The organism is Lysinibacillus sp. KU-BSD001, assembly GCF_042920265.1.
GTDB lineage: Bacteria > Bacillota > Bacilli > Bacillales_A > Planococcaceae > Lysinibacillus_B.
Genome location: NZ_JBDQZI010000015.1, coordinates 61,575 through 76,223 on the forward strand (window position 1 = coordinate 61,575; position 14,649 = coordinate 76,223).

General features: G+C 35.5%; 20 protein-coding genes. 6 read left to right on the top strand and 14 right to left on the bottom strand.

All coding sequences use genetic code 11. The features are described from left to right. Positions 1–121 precede the first annotated feature (121 nt). Entirely contained in the window at positions 122–1,081 is a 960-nt protein-coding gene (locus AAGS61_RS17710) for a hypothetical protein (protein WP_391374968.1), read from the top strand. A gap of 255 nt (positions 1,082–1,336) precedes the next feature. On the opposite strand, the gene AAGS61_RS17715 is transcribed toward AAGS61_RS17710, so the two are convergent. After that, complete coding sequence (locus AAGS61_RS17715) at positions 1,337–2,380, bottom strand: type II toxin-antitoxin system antitoxin SocA domain-containing protein (RefSeq protein ID WP_391374970.1); 1,044 nt, start codon at positions 2,378–2,380, stop codon at positions 1,337–1,339. A 779-nt stretch (positions 2,381–3,159) separates the two neighbouring features. Between AAGS61_RS17715 and AAGS61_RS17720 the strand changes: the two genes are divergently transcribed. Continuing rightward, a complete protein-coding gene (locus AAGS61_RS17720; RefSeq protein WP_391374973.1) occupies positions 3,160–4,065 on the top strand; it encodes a hypothetical protein in 906 nt (301 codons plus the stop codon). Next, the gene (locus tag AAGS61_RS17725) at positions 4,046–4,234 is read left to right on the top strand and encodes a hypothetical protein (RefSeq protein ID WP_391374976.1); all 189 of its coding nucleotides are present in this window, start codon (positions 4,046–4,048) and stop codon (positions 4,232–4,234) included. The genes AAGS61_RS17720 and AAGS61_RS17725 overlap by 20 nt, the downstream gene beginning before the upstream one ends. A gap of 797 nt (positions 4,235–5,031) precedes the next feature. Here the strand turns inward: AAGS61_RS17725 and AAGS61_RS17730 are convergent. The 3 genes from AAGS61_RS17730 to AAGS61_RS17740 all read right to left on the bottom strand — a co-directional run bounded on the left by AAGS61_RS17730 (position 5,032) and on the right by AAGS61_RS17740 (position 6,527). Beyond that, positions 5,032–5,283, bottom strand: coding sequence for a hypothetical protein (locus AAGS61_RS17730; protein WP_391374978.1), 252 nt, complete (start codon positions 5,281–5,283; stop codon positions 5,032–5,034). An 18-nt stretch (positions 5,284–5,301) separates the two neighbouring features. Beyond that, positions 5,302–5,853 (bottom strand): phospholipase A2 family protein, encoded by a 552-nt coding sequence (locus tag AAGS61_RS17735; RefSeq protein ID WP_391374981.1) that lies wholly within the window; start codon positions 5,851–5,853, stop codon positions 5,302–5,304. Positions 5,854–6,344: 491 nt separating this feature from the next. Beyond that, positions 6,345–6,527, bottom strand: a complete 183-nt coding sequence (locus tag AAGS61_RS17740) for a hypothetical protein (RefSeq protein ID WP_391374983.1) — start codon at positions 6,525–6,527, stop codon at positions 6,345–6,347. 4 nt (positions 6,528–6,531) lie between these two features. On the opposite strand from AAGS61_RS17740, the gene AAGS61_RS17745 reads away from it, so the two are divergent. The 3 genes from AAGS61_RS17745 to AAGS61_RS17755 all read left to right on the top strand — a co-directional run bounded on the left by AAGS61_RS17745 (position 6,532) and on the right by AAGS61_RS17755 (position 9,106). Then, complete coding sequence (locus AAGS61_RS17745) at positions 6,532–7,281, top strand: hypothetical protein (RefSeq protein ID WP_391374986.1); 750 nt, start codon at positions 6,532–6,534, stop codon at positions 7,279–7,281. A 371-nt stretch (positions 7,282–7,652) separates the two neighbouring features. Further along, complete coding sequence (locus AAGS61_RS17750; protein ID WP_391374989.1) at positions 7,653–8,552, top strand: hypothetical protein; 900 nt, start codon at positions 7,653–7,655, stop codon at positions 8,550–8,552. Between the two features lie 113 nt (positions 8,553–8,665). Beyond that, on the top strand, positions 8,666–9,106 hold the full coding sequence (locus tag AAGS61_RS17755) for a hypothetical protein (RefSeq protein WP_391374992.1): 441 nt from the start codon (positions 8,666–8,668) through the stop codon (positions 9,104–9,106). An 828-nt stretch (positions 9,107–9,934) separates the two neighbouring features. Here AAGS61_RS17755 and AAGS61_RS17760 read toward each other — a convergent pair. From AAGS61_RS17760 to AAGS61_RS17805, 10 genes are all read right to left on the bottom strand, one after another. Further along, the gene (locus AAGS61_RS17760) at positions 9,935–10,147 is read right to left on the bottom strand and encodes a DUF4314 domain-containing protein (protein WP_391374995.1); all 213 of its coding nucleotides are present in this window, start codon (positions 10,145–10,147) and stop codon (positions 9,935–9,937) included. A 1-nt stretch (position 10,148) separates the two neighbouring features. Then, positions 10,149–10,532: a DpnD/PcfM family protein gene (locus tag AAGS61_RS17765; protein WP_391374998.1), complete on the bottom strand. Its 384-nt coding sequence runs from the start codon at positions 10,530–10,532 to the stop codon at positions 10,149–10,151. A 9-nt stretch (positions 10,533–10,541) separates the two neighbouring features. Then, positions 10,542–10,895: a hypothetical protein gene (locus tag AAGS61_RS17770; RefSeq protein ID WP_391375001.1), complete on the bottom strand. Its 354-nt coding sequence runs from the start codon at positions 10,893–10,895 to the stop codon at positions 10,542–10,544. An 11-nt stretch (positions 10,896–10,906) separates the two neighbouring features. Beyond that, positions 10,907–11,254, bottom strand: a complete 348-nt coding sequence (locus AAGS61_RS17775; RefSeq protein ID WP_391375004.1) for a hypothetical protein — start codon at positions 11,252–11,254, stop codon at positions 10,907–10,909. 100 nt (positions 11,255–11,354) lie between these two features. Beyond that, positions 11,355–11,771, bottom strand: a complete 417-nt coding sequence (locus tag AAGS61_RS17780) for a hypothetical protein (protein ID WP_391375006.1) — start codon at positions 11,769–11,771, stop codon at positions 11,355–11,357. A 16-nt stretch (positions 11,772–11,787) separates the two neighbouring features. Beyond that, a complete protein-coding gene (locus AAGS61_RS17785; protein ID WP_391375009.1) occupies positions 11,788–12,132 on the bottom strand; it encodes a hypothetical protein in 345 nt (114 codons plus the stop codon). A gap of 117 nt (positions 12,133–12,249) precedes the next feature. After that, positions 12,250–12,954: a PD-(D/E)XK nuclease family protein gene (locus tag AAGS61_RS17790; protein WP_391375012.1), complete on the bottom strand. Its 705-nt coding sequence runs from the start codon at positions 12,952–12,954 to the stop codon at positions 12,250–12,252. 92 nt (positions 12,955–13,046) lie between these two features. Continuing rightward, complete coding sequence (locus AAGS61_RS17795; RefSeq protein WP_391375015.1) at positions 13,047–13,559, bottom strand: single-stranded DNA-binding protein; 513 nt, start codon at positions 13,557–13,559, stop codon at positions 13,047–13,049. An 85-nt stretch (positions 13,560–13,644) separates the two neighbouring features. Further along, entirely contained in the window at positions 13,645–14,313 is a 669-nt protein-coding gene (locus AAGS61_RS17800) for a hypothetical protein (protein WP_391375018.1), read from the bottom strand. After that, positions 14,310–14,642, bottom strand: a complete 333-nt coding sequence (locus tag AAGS61_RS17805; RefSeq protein ID WP_391375021.1) for a hypothetical protein — start codon at positions 14,640–14,642, stop codon at positions 14,310–14,312. Before AAGS61_RS17805 ends, AAGS61_RS17800 begins: the two co-directional genes overlap by 4 nt. Between the last annotated feature and the right edge of the window lie 7 nt (positions 14,643–14,649).

The following is a 14,649-nucleotide window of genomic DNA, read 5'->3' on the forward strand; positions in this document are numbered from 1 at the left end:
CATTATGAAAAACGGCTATTCGTAATTAGTGGTGAAATGTGATAAGTGATTATTACATTTTACAAAGCATTTGACCGGAATTAATCGATGATTTATTGTCATAAAAAAGGGGTGGTTAATTATGGTAAATTTTACTTTCAAAAAAAGAAAAGAATTGCTAGAGCTTCTTACAGAACAACAACGGGAATTTATTGAGGAAAATTTGAAAGTCGGACGAAAAACGTTATTTATGAGATTCATGCAGTCTGAAAAAGTAAGCGTTATAAAAATGACCGATGATATTACATTAGAAGAAATTGAAAAGCAATCGCAGGATTGGAAGATTGTTGACTATCGTGATTATGGTTTAGGCAATCGCGCAGGTAAATGTGCTTGTGGCAAAACATTACGATATGAGTTTATAGTTGAACATGCTATTACTAAAAAACGCATTCATTACGGAAAAGATCATTTAGCTGATTTTTTAAATATCGATGTGTCGGATATTGACGCAATCATTAACGGCTTGCATGAAGTAAACTATGAAGCAGATGAACTGCTATTAAAGATACAAAACAACGAATATGGTTATGAGATAATAGAGTTATTATCGAATGAAGTAGTCATCCCAACAGATGTCCAAGTGCATTTAGACCACAATGTGCCGTTATTAGATCGTCAAATAAAGCGGTTATTAAAAATGTTAGAGGTTCAGTATTTGGAAGAGCAACGGCGAACACAATTTGAAAAATTCAAACAAATTATGGAGAACGTAAAAAAACAAAAATATAAGGATAAACTTGATGTTGTTCAATCTGTGAATGAACAATTTATTTTCACGAATAAATTAACAACAGTTGATATTGCAGAAATAGCTTATCAGTTTGTCGTAAATGGTATATCAAGTGCAACAACCATTAGCCATATCATCAGAGACCATTATAATGTACCAAAAGAATATTCAAAGAGCGTTAGTCGTAGACCAAGAATTTATGCCGATGTGTTACGTGCGCTACATTCATACGCAGAAAAAGGATTAATTTATCACGACAAAGAATCTTCTGGAATTAAAGACAGCTATTTCTTCCCTAGTCCTTTATAAGTAAGAAGCTTTATTAACAGTTTCTAATGTACGTAAATTTTAATACGCATTTTGAAAAAATTGTTTAATAGAGAAAAGTAAAATCAAGGGCATTCCACTATTTATTACGAATGCCCTGAAAAACTTCTTCACATTAGCGCAGAGTGGAAAAATACAGAAAATTAATATTTAGAATAGAAAAGAGTAACGAAGATTATCATAGAATAGGAGGTCGAACAATAGAAAAATCCCGCTTATAAACGGGATTCATCTAGTTTAATAGGCGGATCTAATTAATTTTATTGCCTTATATACATTTTTAAAATAATTATGGATTGCTTCTTTTGATATGATTCGATTAGATCCATCAATCGGCGTTAATCCTACGCGCGCTTTTACCCAGGGGCCTTCAATGTGGCTTAACTTTTCTAAATACTGAGCATCGAAATGATGATATTTGTCCCATACCCAATCTAATATAGCTTCTTGGTACGACAATAAACCAAGTTCTACTATGTTTTTATTTACTGGTGGCAATGGATTAGCGCCAAGATGCTGATGCTTATGATAGGATTCATGGATAACTGGACCATGACGCCAAGCTTCAAAATCATTAGATATTAAAGGTTCATCTGTAAATGCAAGATGCCAACCTTGCGTAAAATAGGAGAGATTTTGTAGCTTTTTATTTGTTATAAGTGTATCGTATTCATTCTTCGATTCTTCATATCCTCGTATAATAAAGTATTCTTCCATTACTTGATATGGAATCATTGATATTTCTTCCGCCCTTTTTAGTTCAGGAAATTTCAATGGTGTATCTGTTGTCGTTAAAATCTTTTCCATTCTAAGTGCCTCTAATAAAAAATCTAATCTCTCTTTTAAAGTAAAGTATTCACTTTCTTCTAACTTCGCTTTATTTTTTTCAACATATTGGACCATAATTGTAGGATTTCGTAACAAACGAAATGTCATCTCATGCTGTGGTGTCTGAATGGCACCCTTTTCATATTTTGTAATGGTTGCAGGACTACAACCAATTATTTTCGCAAATGTTCTTACCGTAATTTGATATAGTGCAACACGGATATAACGGAAGTCTTCGGCTAATAAAAGTTCATTTTTTTCTTTATATACTCTATACGCCTGCTGTAAATTCATCGAGTACAGTTCGTCATCGGGGACATCCATCCCGCATTCGGAACAAATATAGATTTTAGCATCATAAGTAATATCTATGTTATGAAGCGTCTGTGTTCTTTTCTGGGTAGTAATGGTGACTTCTCGATCTTCGCAGCATTCAAGACAGAACTTTTTCATCTTAGTGCCTCCTCGTATATGTATAGCGGAACTCCATCCCCCCCTTATGCAAGAGAGGGATTGATTAGAGAATCAGCTTTGTAGAGTGATACACAAGCAACAAAATCCGTTGCATTCAGTTTGGCGCAGCAAATTTTTATATAGACTCCAACCGGCTTTCCAGCAAAATCTTGCAGTCGTTTACCCAAAAACCACACACCGCCTTTTTAAAAGCTTCCGACAATTAGTACTTGTATTTATTTCTGGCCCACTTGAATAATTTTCAAGCTTTAGTTGGCGAATAACATTATAAATTTTATGGAAATCAGTAAAGGCTAATTAAGCTATTAATTGAGTGGTTGGGTGGTCCTCACGCTCTTATATAGCTTGTATTCGTATGTTTCAGCATCGGGAGTCAATCATTTTCAATACTCTCCCTCTGCATGGCTAACAAATTAGCTGTAGTCTATGAATTTAAAAGAGGAGCCATCGCACAAATACTTTCTCTATCTATGGATAATATTACAAACACACCTGTTATCCATCGATAACAAATTATATCATATAACATCTGTCACGTATTGCAATCATAGAAGAAACACAATAGAGAAGCACTCAGACGATTGAAAAATTGAGATAGTAATTACTCCCCTATCTCGATTCGTCTGAGTGCTAATTTTTATAATCATTTATCTCTCCACGCATAGAATCTCGTAGAATAGAATACAAATAAAGTAGAAAAGAATAGAAAAGTTTAGCCTAGAATCGAATGAAATGGAGTGTGAAGGAATGTGATCGAAATGAATGAGATGAAAGAAAAGATAATCGAGTTACTGCAGGATGACCCTCTTTATTCTGTACTACAAGATACCCCACTAGAAGAAACACTATATACCGATCCCTACCTAGCAGACATTATCGAAAAGAAGTTTTATTCCACGCCTGAAGTGGCCGGCTGGTTTGACATAACAGATGGACAGCTACGTTACTATATCAAGCCGTTTGAACATTATATTTTCGACGATACAACAGACAATCCCACGACTGCGACTATTATTCGGTTGAATCTCAAATCGATTTTAAAACTCCGGATGATTTTATTATTAAAAGATGAGTATCGCGTAAAGGGCCTGAAGCGCTTACTTGGCATCGATGAAAATGGCTATATCGTCAAACAACCACCCGCTGCCACAACAGCACTGGCACCACCAGATGAACTCGCCAATAAAGTAGACGTGCTCAGTAATGTCCTGCAGCAAATGATGCAAACCGGGCTCTTTCATATGCAACAAGACGATGAAAATGGCGCGATGCAAATTACCCTTAACCAGGACTATCTCGCGCAAAATATCCAATTGCTTTCATTAGAATCCACCCAGCAGCTGAGCGAAATACAGGAAAGAACAGAGAAGCTTACAGAAGAAAGCAAAAGCCTACAACAGCAAATCACAGAATTGAAAGAAGAAAAGGATATCGTTGTAAAGATCCGTGAACGACAAATTGAAAATGAAGTCGTATCCACATTACGTACAGAAGCGTTAGAACAGTTCTCCACGCAAAAAAAGTCCGGTATTTTCGCAAAACTTTTCCGTTCTACGCAAATCGAACTGGAAAAGGAACGCTTTATTAATCAGTATTTAGCTAAAAATCTATCCAAGCGTTTAGAAGAGGCGTTAACGGAGTATCATGAAGCTCCTTACAAATGAACAACACCAAACTGAATTAAGCATACTTACTGAGAAAAAAGACATCGAGCGCGATAAAGCATTAGTAGCACTCGAACGCATAAGCCAGGAACAACTCACAGCAGCCAACGAAAAAATCCGTGCCCTTTACGATGAAATCGCACAGCTAAGAGCTTCATATGAAGAATAAATAGGGGGCTTGAAGCAGGAGATAGAGAAGACTAGGGTAAAGGAAGATAACAACGAATAGTAAAAATGAAGCGTGCCATCACGAAAATTGGCCACGGCTTTTTATCTTCATTTTTGCGACAGTCAGTTTTATTATTAATTATTATAAGTATATAAGAGATGGTCTACGAGACGATTCGCAATGCTCACTCCCTTATATACTTAGATTTCAAGACATCTTATAATGTGTTTGACAACGCTACTTCCATCTGTTGTTATAAACATAAACTGTATATTAATTGTATAATTTTTAAAGCTGTTCACATAGCTACATTCATTCGCTTTCCATCGATTCGTTGGATAGATTCTCGTTTCATTGTTAGACTAGACAAGGTGCTTCTTTTCCCTTCTGCACAAAGGGAAAAGAAGCACCTTTTTGATAAGAAAGTAAGTTTTAGTTGTAAAATATAAACATAAACCATAATTTTATGAAACATTTATTATAATAATGTATAATTAAACTTTACTTTTGGTAAATGATTTGCACTAGTTTTTTGCATGTTTTAATGTCATAGAGTTAAGCCGACCAAAAGGACACAAACATTTTTTAAAATTAAAGATTGAGATCATCACGGCAAAATATTTTTTTGTTCGATATCTCAATAAAAAAACGCCATCTCCCTTGTATAAAAGGAAGAAGACGATTTTGTAACACTACCCGTAATATTCTAACAATAATCATTACAACTCAAAAATTAAGGTTTTAGTCGTTTACTAGATAAAATAAACCATGCTTATTTTTTCACGGAATCACTATTATTACATCTGGTTTATTAAAAAATCTAAAATATAACCTAAAAACATTACTATAAAAAAACTAAAGAAAGTTATGGTGTTCCCTATAATTAAAATGTTAGATTTAACACTCACCGATAAGAGAATACCAATCCCGGAAAAAACAAACGTAAAAATCCATAAAAATGATGCTTTTTGAAACACAATATTAGGTACCCAAAGCAATAAAGAAATGATTATCGTACTTACAGCTAAAACCTTAATAAATTTAACCATACATGTCCTCCCTCGCTATTAGAATGGATTACATAAGGTGTTATTAAAATATGTTTTTAATGCAGTAGCAGCGATTTTTTCTTTAAGACCCATCTTATGGAAATAAGTTTCTATATAAATAACAAGCTCCCAATCACAAGAACAGGTAAAATAACCTTTATCCTCATAACACTTATCATGTATCTGACAACCTCTATCTAATAAATCTTGTGGAGTACCAGAACCATGTCCGGGACCACACCAATTCCCCCAAACAGGTATACTTATTTTAGCTGCCTTTATAGTGTTTGCTTGATCATTAGAGTAACTACTACTAATCTGATTTACCATAAGTCCAATTTCAATATATTCCTCTGCTAAACCATCTGTTTCTAATTTTTCGATATCAACAAACGGTTTTCCATCTTCATAATAAATGTAAGCCCCTAACTGTTCATCAGCATTTAAAAGTTCTTCATTTGTCAAAGATGACTCTTCCCCTGTTGTTGCAAAAGCTTTTGTACCTCCCCACAAAAAAACTGAAGAAATTAAAAATGACATTGCAACAAATAATGAAAATATTTTTTTCATCTAACTTTATCTCCTTTGTATACTTTATTAGGCCCAGTACCAGCGTAGCTGCGTTGAGGAGCAAAGTAATTTATTTCGTAACATAAACGTTCATTTTTGTTACATGAAGTGTTTAAAAACAATAAATTCTATAACCCCTAAATTCGTTGTAACAAAATACTGTATCAAATATAATTCGTAACATTATTCATGTAGCAACTTTTTGTTACTAAAAAACATGTGTATATTAAGCATTTATTTTGCCCTTGGTTACAACAATACCGGTATTAGTCCTATTAGGTATTAATATCATTATTATGATTCAACACCGCAACTTGGGGTTGATCATGTAAAAAGAATTTAAAAGTTTTGCATTTTAGTATAGTAGCGAAAACTTACATATCGTAATTGTTGTCCAGACAAACTATCAAATCTATTTATTACTATAGCAATTCATTTACCCTCGAGTTACTCTGAGTCTATCATTTGTACAACCGACATTACAACCGACATTAAAATTGTCGGTATCTGTCGATATTGTGTCGGTATCCTACACCATTGAAGAAGGAAATTTCAGCTGTAGCTGTTTTCATCACGCAGCTTGGGACAGATTGTTGTTGCGGGCTTTGTAAGGATGTTGTGTGATGGATTGGATTGCGTATTACGGGGACAATTGTTAATTTATTTGTAGGCATAAGAATGACACTTCCTTCATTTGATAAGTCTATAATACCGGAGGTGCCAGGTGTTTTATATACATTATTTGATTACGGGCTTACGGACAACCCCACGACGGCGACGGTTATTCGACTGAATCTCCCATCGATTTTAAGGCTACAGATGATCTTATTGCTAAAAGACGAGTACCGCGTAAAGGGTCTCAAGCGCTTGCTTGGCATCGATGAAAATGGTTATATCGTCAAACAACCACCCGCTGCCACAACAGCAATCGCCCCACCAGATGAACTCGCCAATAAAGTAGACGTGCTCAGTAATGTCCTGCAGCAAATGATGCAAACCGGGCTCTTTCATATGCAACAAGACGATGAAAATGGCGCGATGCAAATTACCCTTAACCAGGACTATCTCGCGCAAAATATCCAATTGCTTTCATTAGAATCCACCCAGCAGCTGAGTGAAATGCAGGAAAGAACAGAGAAGCTTACAGAAGAAAGCAAAAGTCTACAACAGCAAATCACAGAATTGAAAGAAGAAAAGGATATCGTTGTAAAGATCCGTGAACGACAAATTGAAAATGAAGTCGTATCCACATTACGTACAGAAGCGTTAGAACAGTTCTCCACGCAAAAAAAGTCCGGTATTTTCGCAAAACTTTTCCGTTCTACGCAAATCGAACTGGAAAAGGAGCGCTTTATCAATCAGTATTTGGCTAAAAACCTATCGAAGCGTTTAGAAGAAGCGTTAACGGCGTATCATGAAGTGCCTTGATTTCTTTCATTACACAAATATACTTTTCAATGGTTAACCTAAGATAACTAGGTTAACCATTGATATAACAATCTTTATAAGTTAACTATAAACAATTAATTCTATCATCTACCTTTCCTTGTTATAAAGGCAGCGCCCCCTCTAAAGAAAAACTAACCCCTTAACTCACGCAAATTCCAACTTTTCATAAAACAATTCATTCTCCCAAACCACTAAACCCTAATATCAAACAAAACACCCTATTTAATGTTTCCTCATTGTTTCCTTTTCCAAAAGAAGGTATAATATAAATAACAAAGGTTAACCATAGTTAACTAGGTTAACCTATTGATATTACTAGTTTTATTAGTTAACTAAAGGGAGGTCATCATATGGCAGATAAAACACTAGGAATCAAAGTAACTGAGGAAGTTTACGACAAAGCCAAAGCAACAATCGAAATGAGTGGTTTAACAGCGAAGGATTGGTTGGAAAAAGCAGTAGCCTTGTATGAATTAAACAGTCTAAAGGACGGCATTTCCGGTGATTATTCGAACGATTTAGCTGAGTTAGAAGTGCATACGACACGTATCTACTCACTTATTAGCAACATGGTCGCTCGTTCCACATATTTAAAGGACCACGCCGTAAAAGAAGTAACAGATAAACTGGAAAGTAAGGAAAGCATCATTACCGAACTCCAGGAGCAAAACAAGCTATTAAAAGCGAACATTAGCAACTTAGAGGAACAACATAAAATAGATACGGAAAATGCCGTAGCGCTAGAAGAAAAGTTAGTATCCATGCAAAACTCGCTGGATAATAACCAGGCGCTTATTAACGAATATAAAGAAAAGAATGATACATTAAGCGGGCTTGTAACGAAATATCAGGGATATGCTGAAGAAAATGAAACATTAAAAAAGAGTTTTTCAGCTGAAAAGGCATCACTTGTACAACAATTAAATGAACAACAAATAGCCTCTACAGAGCAAATTCATCAGTTAGAGCAAGCGCAACAGCAAGCTAACGAACGTGTACGTGAATTAGAAAAGGCTTTAGAAAATGCCCAGTTGAACTATACTCGCGAACTCGAAATCATGCAGGAACGAAAGGACCTTGAACGCGAGAAGGCACTTGTAGAAGTAGAGCGTGAATACCAAGCCAAGTTACAGGCTCAAAATGAAAAGTACAACGATAAAGTAGCTGGAATGCACGCAGAAAATGAGCGAATCCGTGCTAATTATGAAGCGAAATTAGAAGCTATAGAAAAGAACAAACCGAAGCAATAATTCAGAACAGGTAGCAAAACAGCACCATTTTCTCATGAACGTGGTGCTGTTATTATTGTTGCAACGACTGCGCTTTACGCTTTACCTAATATGAAAAATAAGGACAACTCGATATGACATCATTAAAGACTAAAGCACTTGATTGGCTTAATTCTCAATGCGAACTTTATTCCATAACTGATCCAATGAATGTTTCAATGGACAAATCATTTTATTTTAAACTTGAAGGATTTGCTGATGAGCCAGAGGTATATATAAGAGCTACGGAGATAGGGCTTGAATTTGGTTATGAGACGATTCAATGGGAGGGATATATGATTAGTACAACTCCTAGTATTTTTAAAAAGCATACATTAATTTGGGAGGAATTGAATTTTTCAAATAAAATGGAGCAGCTAGATATTATTGTAAACTTCCTAATAAAGACGATTAACTCAAGAAAAAGGCAATACCGAAAATGCCAATTTTGCAATGAAAAGGTTACTTTTGAACACCGTTTTGATAAGGATACTTGCCAGACTTGTGCATCAGATCACTTGGGCGTAGTCTATTAAATAAACGCACTCAAAATCAAGCGTTAGAACAGTTCTCCACGCAAAAAAGTGGGGGATTTTCGCAAAACTTTTTCGTTCTTCGCAAATCGAACTGGAAAAGATAATAGCAAACGGCGCAGAAACAACGCCCTTTGCTATTTTTTATTAGAAAAGAGACAGTACCTGCTGCTGTTTTAAGGTACATCATTAAGAAGTGGATGCAGTATTTTTTCATCAATAAACTTTGATTCAAAGGACAATAAAAATCTTTCATCACTTGTACCTAACTAAAAAAAGCTCTTCATCGTAACGATGAAAAGCTCAGACTGTAGACAAAGTCGATTTTTTCGATTTTGTCTACTATTTTTATATTTAGGGTGCTTTCTTATCGTCATTTGGATTTATAAAGAATCCTGTAATAGCAATGTTTCTGAAAGCCTGTGAATTTTAAAAATCTGCATTAATCAATAAAAGAGCGTCCGACCGTGCTAATTTTCTGCTCAGAAATTAGTTTGTCGACGCTCTGAGCTCTTCATCGTAACGATGAAGAGCTTTACTCTTTTCAGAGTGACAAAGTACATCTATCTTAACACAAAAAATATGAAGAAAACCTTCTATATAGACTTGGATTAATTTCATTAATAGTACCCGTCACTTTACTAAACAATCTTTTCATCAACTAAGCCTATATTCGCTATCATAAATCTTTTTTACATCATTAGACACAGTAAATAGACGCACCAAAGATAAAGATTTTACGGAAAATTGAAATGTTTCTTGATCAGTAAGTAAATCTTCAGGTTTTACAAAGTAAAAATCCCCTAGCACAAGTTTCTAGAGGGCTTCTATCTATATCAATTCAATTTTATCTTCAAGGACTGCGCCTAAAGGTGAGCCATTCTCCCAATTTATATGGACAGTGCCAATATCATCAACATAGCGAACTGTACCCGTTAACCCCTTTTCTAAGGGCGTATACGGGTCGTTCATTCGCTCAGTTAATCGAACCCAACTTCCTGGTACAAAAATTCGTTTACGGGCTAATACAACATCACAATTCATTTCAGCAATCCCTTTCGTAAGAAGTATAGAATAAATAGCAATCTGTATGCTCCGTATCTAAAGCAATCGCCAGTTCTGCCTTCGTCATGCCTTTGTACCAAGCATCATGAACCATAGCCAGCCATGAATCATACCATTCGCCAGTCCATTCATTATAAAAAAGAGAATCGCCATCTTTTAAAAGGCGTTTTGTGTCCTTTGTATAAGTTAAACTGCAATCCTCTAAAACTTGAAATTCCACTTGAACAAAGTTTTCTGTATCCAAAATGATTTCCTGGTTTAAATATTGGTTTTTAATATTAGCAATTGCTTCTTCTCTTGTTTCAGCTTGAACTGAATGAATAGCTGCTAATGTTTCCTTTACTTCGATTTTAAATGTTTTCATATCTATCCCCTACTCACCATCATGTAATTGTTTTAAATGCTTGCGAATATTTGTGATATAGCCAATTTTTTGGCGAAACTCTTGAACAAACGCATAAGCTTGATGTACTTCTGTTGTGACAAGCAAAACCTGCCCAAATTCGAATCCTAACAGATCCACTGATGCTAAAGATTCTCTAAACAAAAGCCCTTTCTTTTCATTAATTAACGAAACAATAAACGTGCAATTCACATTCACAACATCTAAAGCGGTATATTCGATTAATCGTTCTGAAGCTGGTGTGCAATTGAAATAAGTACGTTGCTCGACAAAACAAGTCGTAGCTGATTGGTGTTGCAAAATATAATCAATAACCTTCTCCATCATGCAGCCACCTATTTAAAAGCACTTTCATTTGGAGATACAAATATATGCTCATCATCAATGTCGATAAAATCACATGAGTAGATAAATAACTTTTCGCTTTTACCCTGTAAGACAAATACATATTCGTGTTCAAATACATAGATTTCTGCAGGTGTATCACAGCCAGACTTCTTTAGTTCCTCCATATGTGTATTCCCTAAACGGTAAGCTAGATGCTCTAATTCGAATGGTGTCATTTCAGATGAAAGCCATACGATTAATTCGCTTGCTGATGAGAAGTAAATGAACTCGCCTAAATACACAAAGTATTGCTCTCTCGCTAGTTGTTTGATTTGTTGTTTCAATGACAGATTCATAAGATGTCCTCTTTCTGTTTTTAGATTTATATACTTTTTGTTTTTTAGAAAAAAATAAAAAGGTATTTATAGAATTATCTATAAATACCTCTAGGGATTTTTATCGTACTCGACCTATGATTTCTATATCTAGCTCAGCTAAATCAACAAAATCAGCAGGTTGAAGTGGAACAGTCATCAATCCTTTATATTTACAATACTCATTTCGACCAATTGCAAATCGACCTGCAATTTGTTGAGTAATACCTTGAAATGTAATTTCGTATACAAGATTTTCTGATTTCAATAAACCCTCATCATCAACAATTAAACAAAAATCCTGTGTAAAATCGATGATATCGATTGTATCTACCTCTATCATATTCGCAAACAGCTTATAATGCGGCAATTCTTCACTCACATGACTGTAAAAGAAATCTTCTTCTACGATTTCTACATGGAACATTTGAAGCATTGGAACAAAGCCTAATGCCATAAAAGCTGATTCATTTGAAAGGACTTTATTTAACTTTGCCATATATAAAATGACCTCCTTACAATTTTGTACAACGGAAGCTTTTCGTTAGCTTCTTCGTTGCAATTCGTTGTAAAGTTTCTTCTGACCAAGCTAGCTTTTTAAGAGAGGTAGCAGACACTGACATCATTTCAAATGGATTAAATCCTTCTAAGGCAACCCATTGCATAAATTCCTTCATGTGATCTGCTTCAATTTTCCATGAGATTGATTCTGAATAACCCCATTGAACACCACCTGCTTGTACCTGACCATGCTGGTCTACAAATGCCTTCAGTCCATCTTTCATTTGTTTTAACGTAGACTCAATTTGAGCAATTTCATTGGCTACTTGCTGAGCCTGTTCCATCGTTGTAATTTCCATATATATCCCTCTTTCTTTGATTATATATTTATCTCTTTTTCAAAAAATATCTTTATACCTTTAAATATTTTTAGAAAAGAATATTTTTCTTTTTTTATTTTTATCTATTTTTGTATATTAAGCAGACACGATCACGGTATTACAGCGGCTCTGATAACACGCTATTGAGAACGGACAATAACGACATTTCGAGGATAATTGAGGTAGAAAAACATGCTCGTAATACTCGAAATCTAAACGTCCTAGTTGTTCTTGAATCTCAAGTGCTAAATCTAAAGCCCATGATTTTGCATAAGCAGTCGTTTGTCTGTCATAAACAAACTTACTTTCTTTTCTAAATCGTAAGAAATACATCCGAGCTTTTACTTCGTCATAGCCATACAGCTGTTGAAGCGCATCTGCATATAAAGCCATTTGCGTTGTGTCATGAATAGAAAACATTTGTCGATTAGATTTCCAATCAATAATTTCGTCTGAATTCACAACATCAATAAAACCCTGTAAAAAGATTGTTTCATTATGATTCAAAGGGATTTTGAAATAGACTTCCGTTTCGCCTGTAACCGCATCTGGCACATTCCCTAGCATGAATTCCATATCTTGATAAGGTACTTCTAAATTAAAATCGACAGATGCCATACCTTGAACCAATGCAGATTCAAAACTATCCCCTGCCATTTTACGTTCCACAGCTGCATGAATTGCTTTACCAAGTAATAAAGGCACGGTCTCTTTTTGTTCCATCTTCTCGATATATTGATAATAAAAACGACGAGGGCAATCCTCATACGTTGTTAATCGACTATATGAAAATGTATCCATTAGTTTCTATCCTTCTTTCTCTATTAAAAATAGAAAAAAGCACAATATAGCAGGTTCATGCTACATTGTACTTCCATGATTTTTATTTCAGCCTAAAACGGTAAATCCTGATTCACAGCATATTGTGCATTTGCCGGTTGCTGTTGTTGAATTGGATTCCCTTGTTGCACATACTGCTGTTGTACCGGCTGTTGCTGATACATAGCTTGTTGTGGTGCCATCTGGTATTGTGGCTGTGCAACTGGTGCTTGCTGTACATTCTGTGGCTGTTGCCCATTTTGATTGGTCTGTTTAGACTCTAAAAACTCTACTTCATTCACCACAATATCCGTCGTATACACTTTTTGGCCCTGCTGAGTTTCGTAGCTGCCCGTTTGAATACGACCTTGCACTCCGATTTTAGAGCCCTTTGTAGTATAGTTTGCTACGTTTTCAGCCGTTTTGCCCCAAGCGGTGCAGCGAATGAAGTCCGCTTCGCGTTCTCCTTGAGCATTCGTAAATGGACGGTTTACTGCAAGCGTAAATACTGCTTTCGCTTTTCCATCCTGTAAATACGAAATCTCTGCTGGCTTTGTTAAACGACCTGTTAAAATGGAATGATTCATGATTAGTTCCTACTTTCTTCGATAAATATCTATTTATCTCTTTTTATTTTTATATTTATTTAGAATTATATATTTTTCTAAAAATCTATAATGATTGTTCTCGATGTGGAATCTTTAGTATTTGACACACAAATTCTTCTAAATCCCAACGATCCATATCACTATCTATTCCTTCAGTTGAAAAGTATTGAAGGACCTGTTGCATTAACGGAACTCCAATATCTTGTTCTAGTTTTTTCACATCTGCAAAGCCTAAAGCAATATCCCCCTTTAGCATTTGAAGCCAAAGCTTTCGATACGCCACCTTTACTTGTGCATCAACAAACCGTTGCCAATCATCCCAAACACGCTCTCGATAAGCTACATACAAGTCGTAATCGAATTTACGATTAGCCATCCAATTAATGCGACCATAGCCGATTAATTGAAGTTGTCTTGTCGTAAGCTTTTCTGCATTATGCTTTTGATAATTAGAGCGTTTGTTTTCATTCCGTAATCGCTCTAAGATAGAACCTTCAGCTTCACCAGAAAGCAATGAAAGGAAACGTAGCACGCCACCTTGTTCATTACAGTACCAGCAACGAAAGACGTTCCTATCCTCATTAAGAGATAAATAATACCTTCTCGTTTTTTTATGATGGCCATTATCGCAAAACGGACACTTTCCTAACACCTCACGCTTACCTAAAGTACGGGGATCTATATCGATTTGATATTCCTGAGCTACGTTAACAATGTTTGGCAATATACTCATACAAAGTCCTCCCTCGATACAGGTTTCATATCTAATGATGGAATTGGAATCTGATGCCAATCTAGCTGTAACGTAACCTTTTCTTGTACCCAATTAAAGCCTGTGATTCGCTTTTTATGATGTACCGCCATATACCAAATGATGGACTGAATGATGGGACACTCCTCACGATAAAATCGGCAGCATTGGCATTGATGAGTAATTTCTAACACGCTATCTGCAACATTCTTTGCAATGACTAGCGTATTGCCCCCAAGAATACCCGGATACACACCCACCAATTCATCATTTTTCGTCACAAACATTGCTAACGGTGTCGATCTACTCATGTACATC

Coding starts and splice junctions, on each gene's coding strand:
- AAGS61_RS17800 (WP_391375018.1), bottom strand. CDS start 14,313: ATGAGTATATTGCCAAACATTGTTAACGTAGCTCAGGAATATCAAATC.
- AAGS61_RS17775 (WP_391375004.1), bottom strand. CDS start 11,254: ATGAATCTGTCATTGAAACAACAAATCAAACAACTAGCGAGAGAGCAA.
- AAGS61_RS17715 (WP_391374970.1), bottom strand. CDS start 2,380: ATGAAAAAGTTCTGTCTTGAATGCTGCGAAGATCGAGAAGTCACCATT.
- AAGS61_RS17725 (WP_391374976.1), top strand. CDS start 4,046: ATGAAGCTCCTTACAAATGAACAACACCAAACTGAATTAAGCATACTT.
- AAGS61_RS17755 (WP_391374992.1), top strand. CDS start 8,666: ATGACATCATTAAAGACTAAAGCACTTGATTGGCTTAATTCTCAATGC.
- AAGS61_RS17780 (WP_391375006.1), bottom strand. CDS start 11,771: ATGGCAAAGTTAAATAAAGTCCTTTCAAATGAATCAGCTTTTATGGCA.
- AAGS61_RS17745 (WP_391374986.1), top strand. CDS start 6,532: ATGACACTTCCTTCATTTGATAAGTCTATAATACCGGAGGTGCCAGGT.
- AAGS61_RS17720 (WP_391374973.1), top strand. CDS start 3,160: ATGAATGAGATGAAAGAAAAGATAATCGAGTTACTGCAGGATGACCCT.
- AAGS61_RS17760 (WP_391374995.1), bottom strand. CDS start 10,147: ATGAATTGTGATGTTGTATTAGCCCGTAAACGAATTTTTGTACCAGGA.
- AAGS61_RS17765 (WP_391374998.1), bottom strand. CDS start 10,532: ATGAAAACATTTAAAATCGAAGTAAAGGAAACATTAGCAGCTATTCAT.
- AAGS61_RS17740 (WP_391374983.1), bottom strand. CDS start 6,527: ATGCCTACAAATAAATTAACAATTGTCCCCGTAATACGCAATCCAATC.
- AAGS61_RS17795 (WP_391375015.1), bottom strand. CDS start 13,559: ATGAATCATTCCATTTTAACAGGTCGTTTAACAAAGCCAGCAGAGATT.
- AAGS61_RS17805 (WP_391375021.1), bottom strand. CDS start 14,642: ATGAGTAGATCGACACCGTTAGCAATGTTTGTGACGAAAAATGATGAA.
- AAGS61_RS17785 (WP_391375009.1), bottom strand. CDS start 12,132: ATGGAAATTACAACGATGGAACAGGCTCAGCAAGTAGCCAATGAAATT.
- AAGS61_RS17770 (WP_391375001.1), bottom strand. CDS start 10,895: ATGGAGAAGGTTATTGATTATATTTTGCAACACCAATCAGCTACGACT.
- AAGS61_RS17730 (WP_391374978.1), bottom strand. CDS start 5,283: ATGGTTAAATTTATTAAGGTTTTAGCTGTAAGTACGATAATCATTTCT.
- AAGS61_RS17790 (WP_391375012.1), bottom strand. CDS start 12,954: ATGGATACATTTTCATATAGTCGATTAACAACGTATGAGGATTGCCCT.
- AAGS61_RS17735 (WP_391374981.1), bottom strand. CDS start 5,853: ATGAAAAAAATATTTTCATTATTTGTTGCAATGTCATTTTTAATTTCT.
- AAGS61_RS17710 (WP_391374968.1), top strand. CDS start 122: ATGGTAAATTTTACTTTCAAAAAAAGAAAAGAATTGCTAGAGCTTCTT.
- AAGS61_RS17750 (WP_391374989.1), top strand. CDS start 7,653: ATGGCAGATAAAACACTAGGAATCAAAGTAACTGAGGAAGTTTACGAC.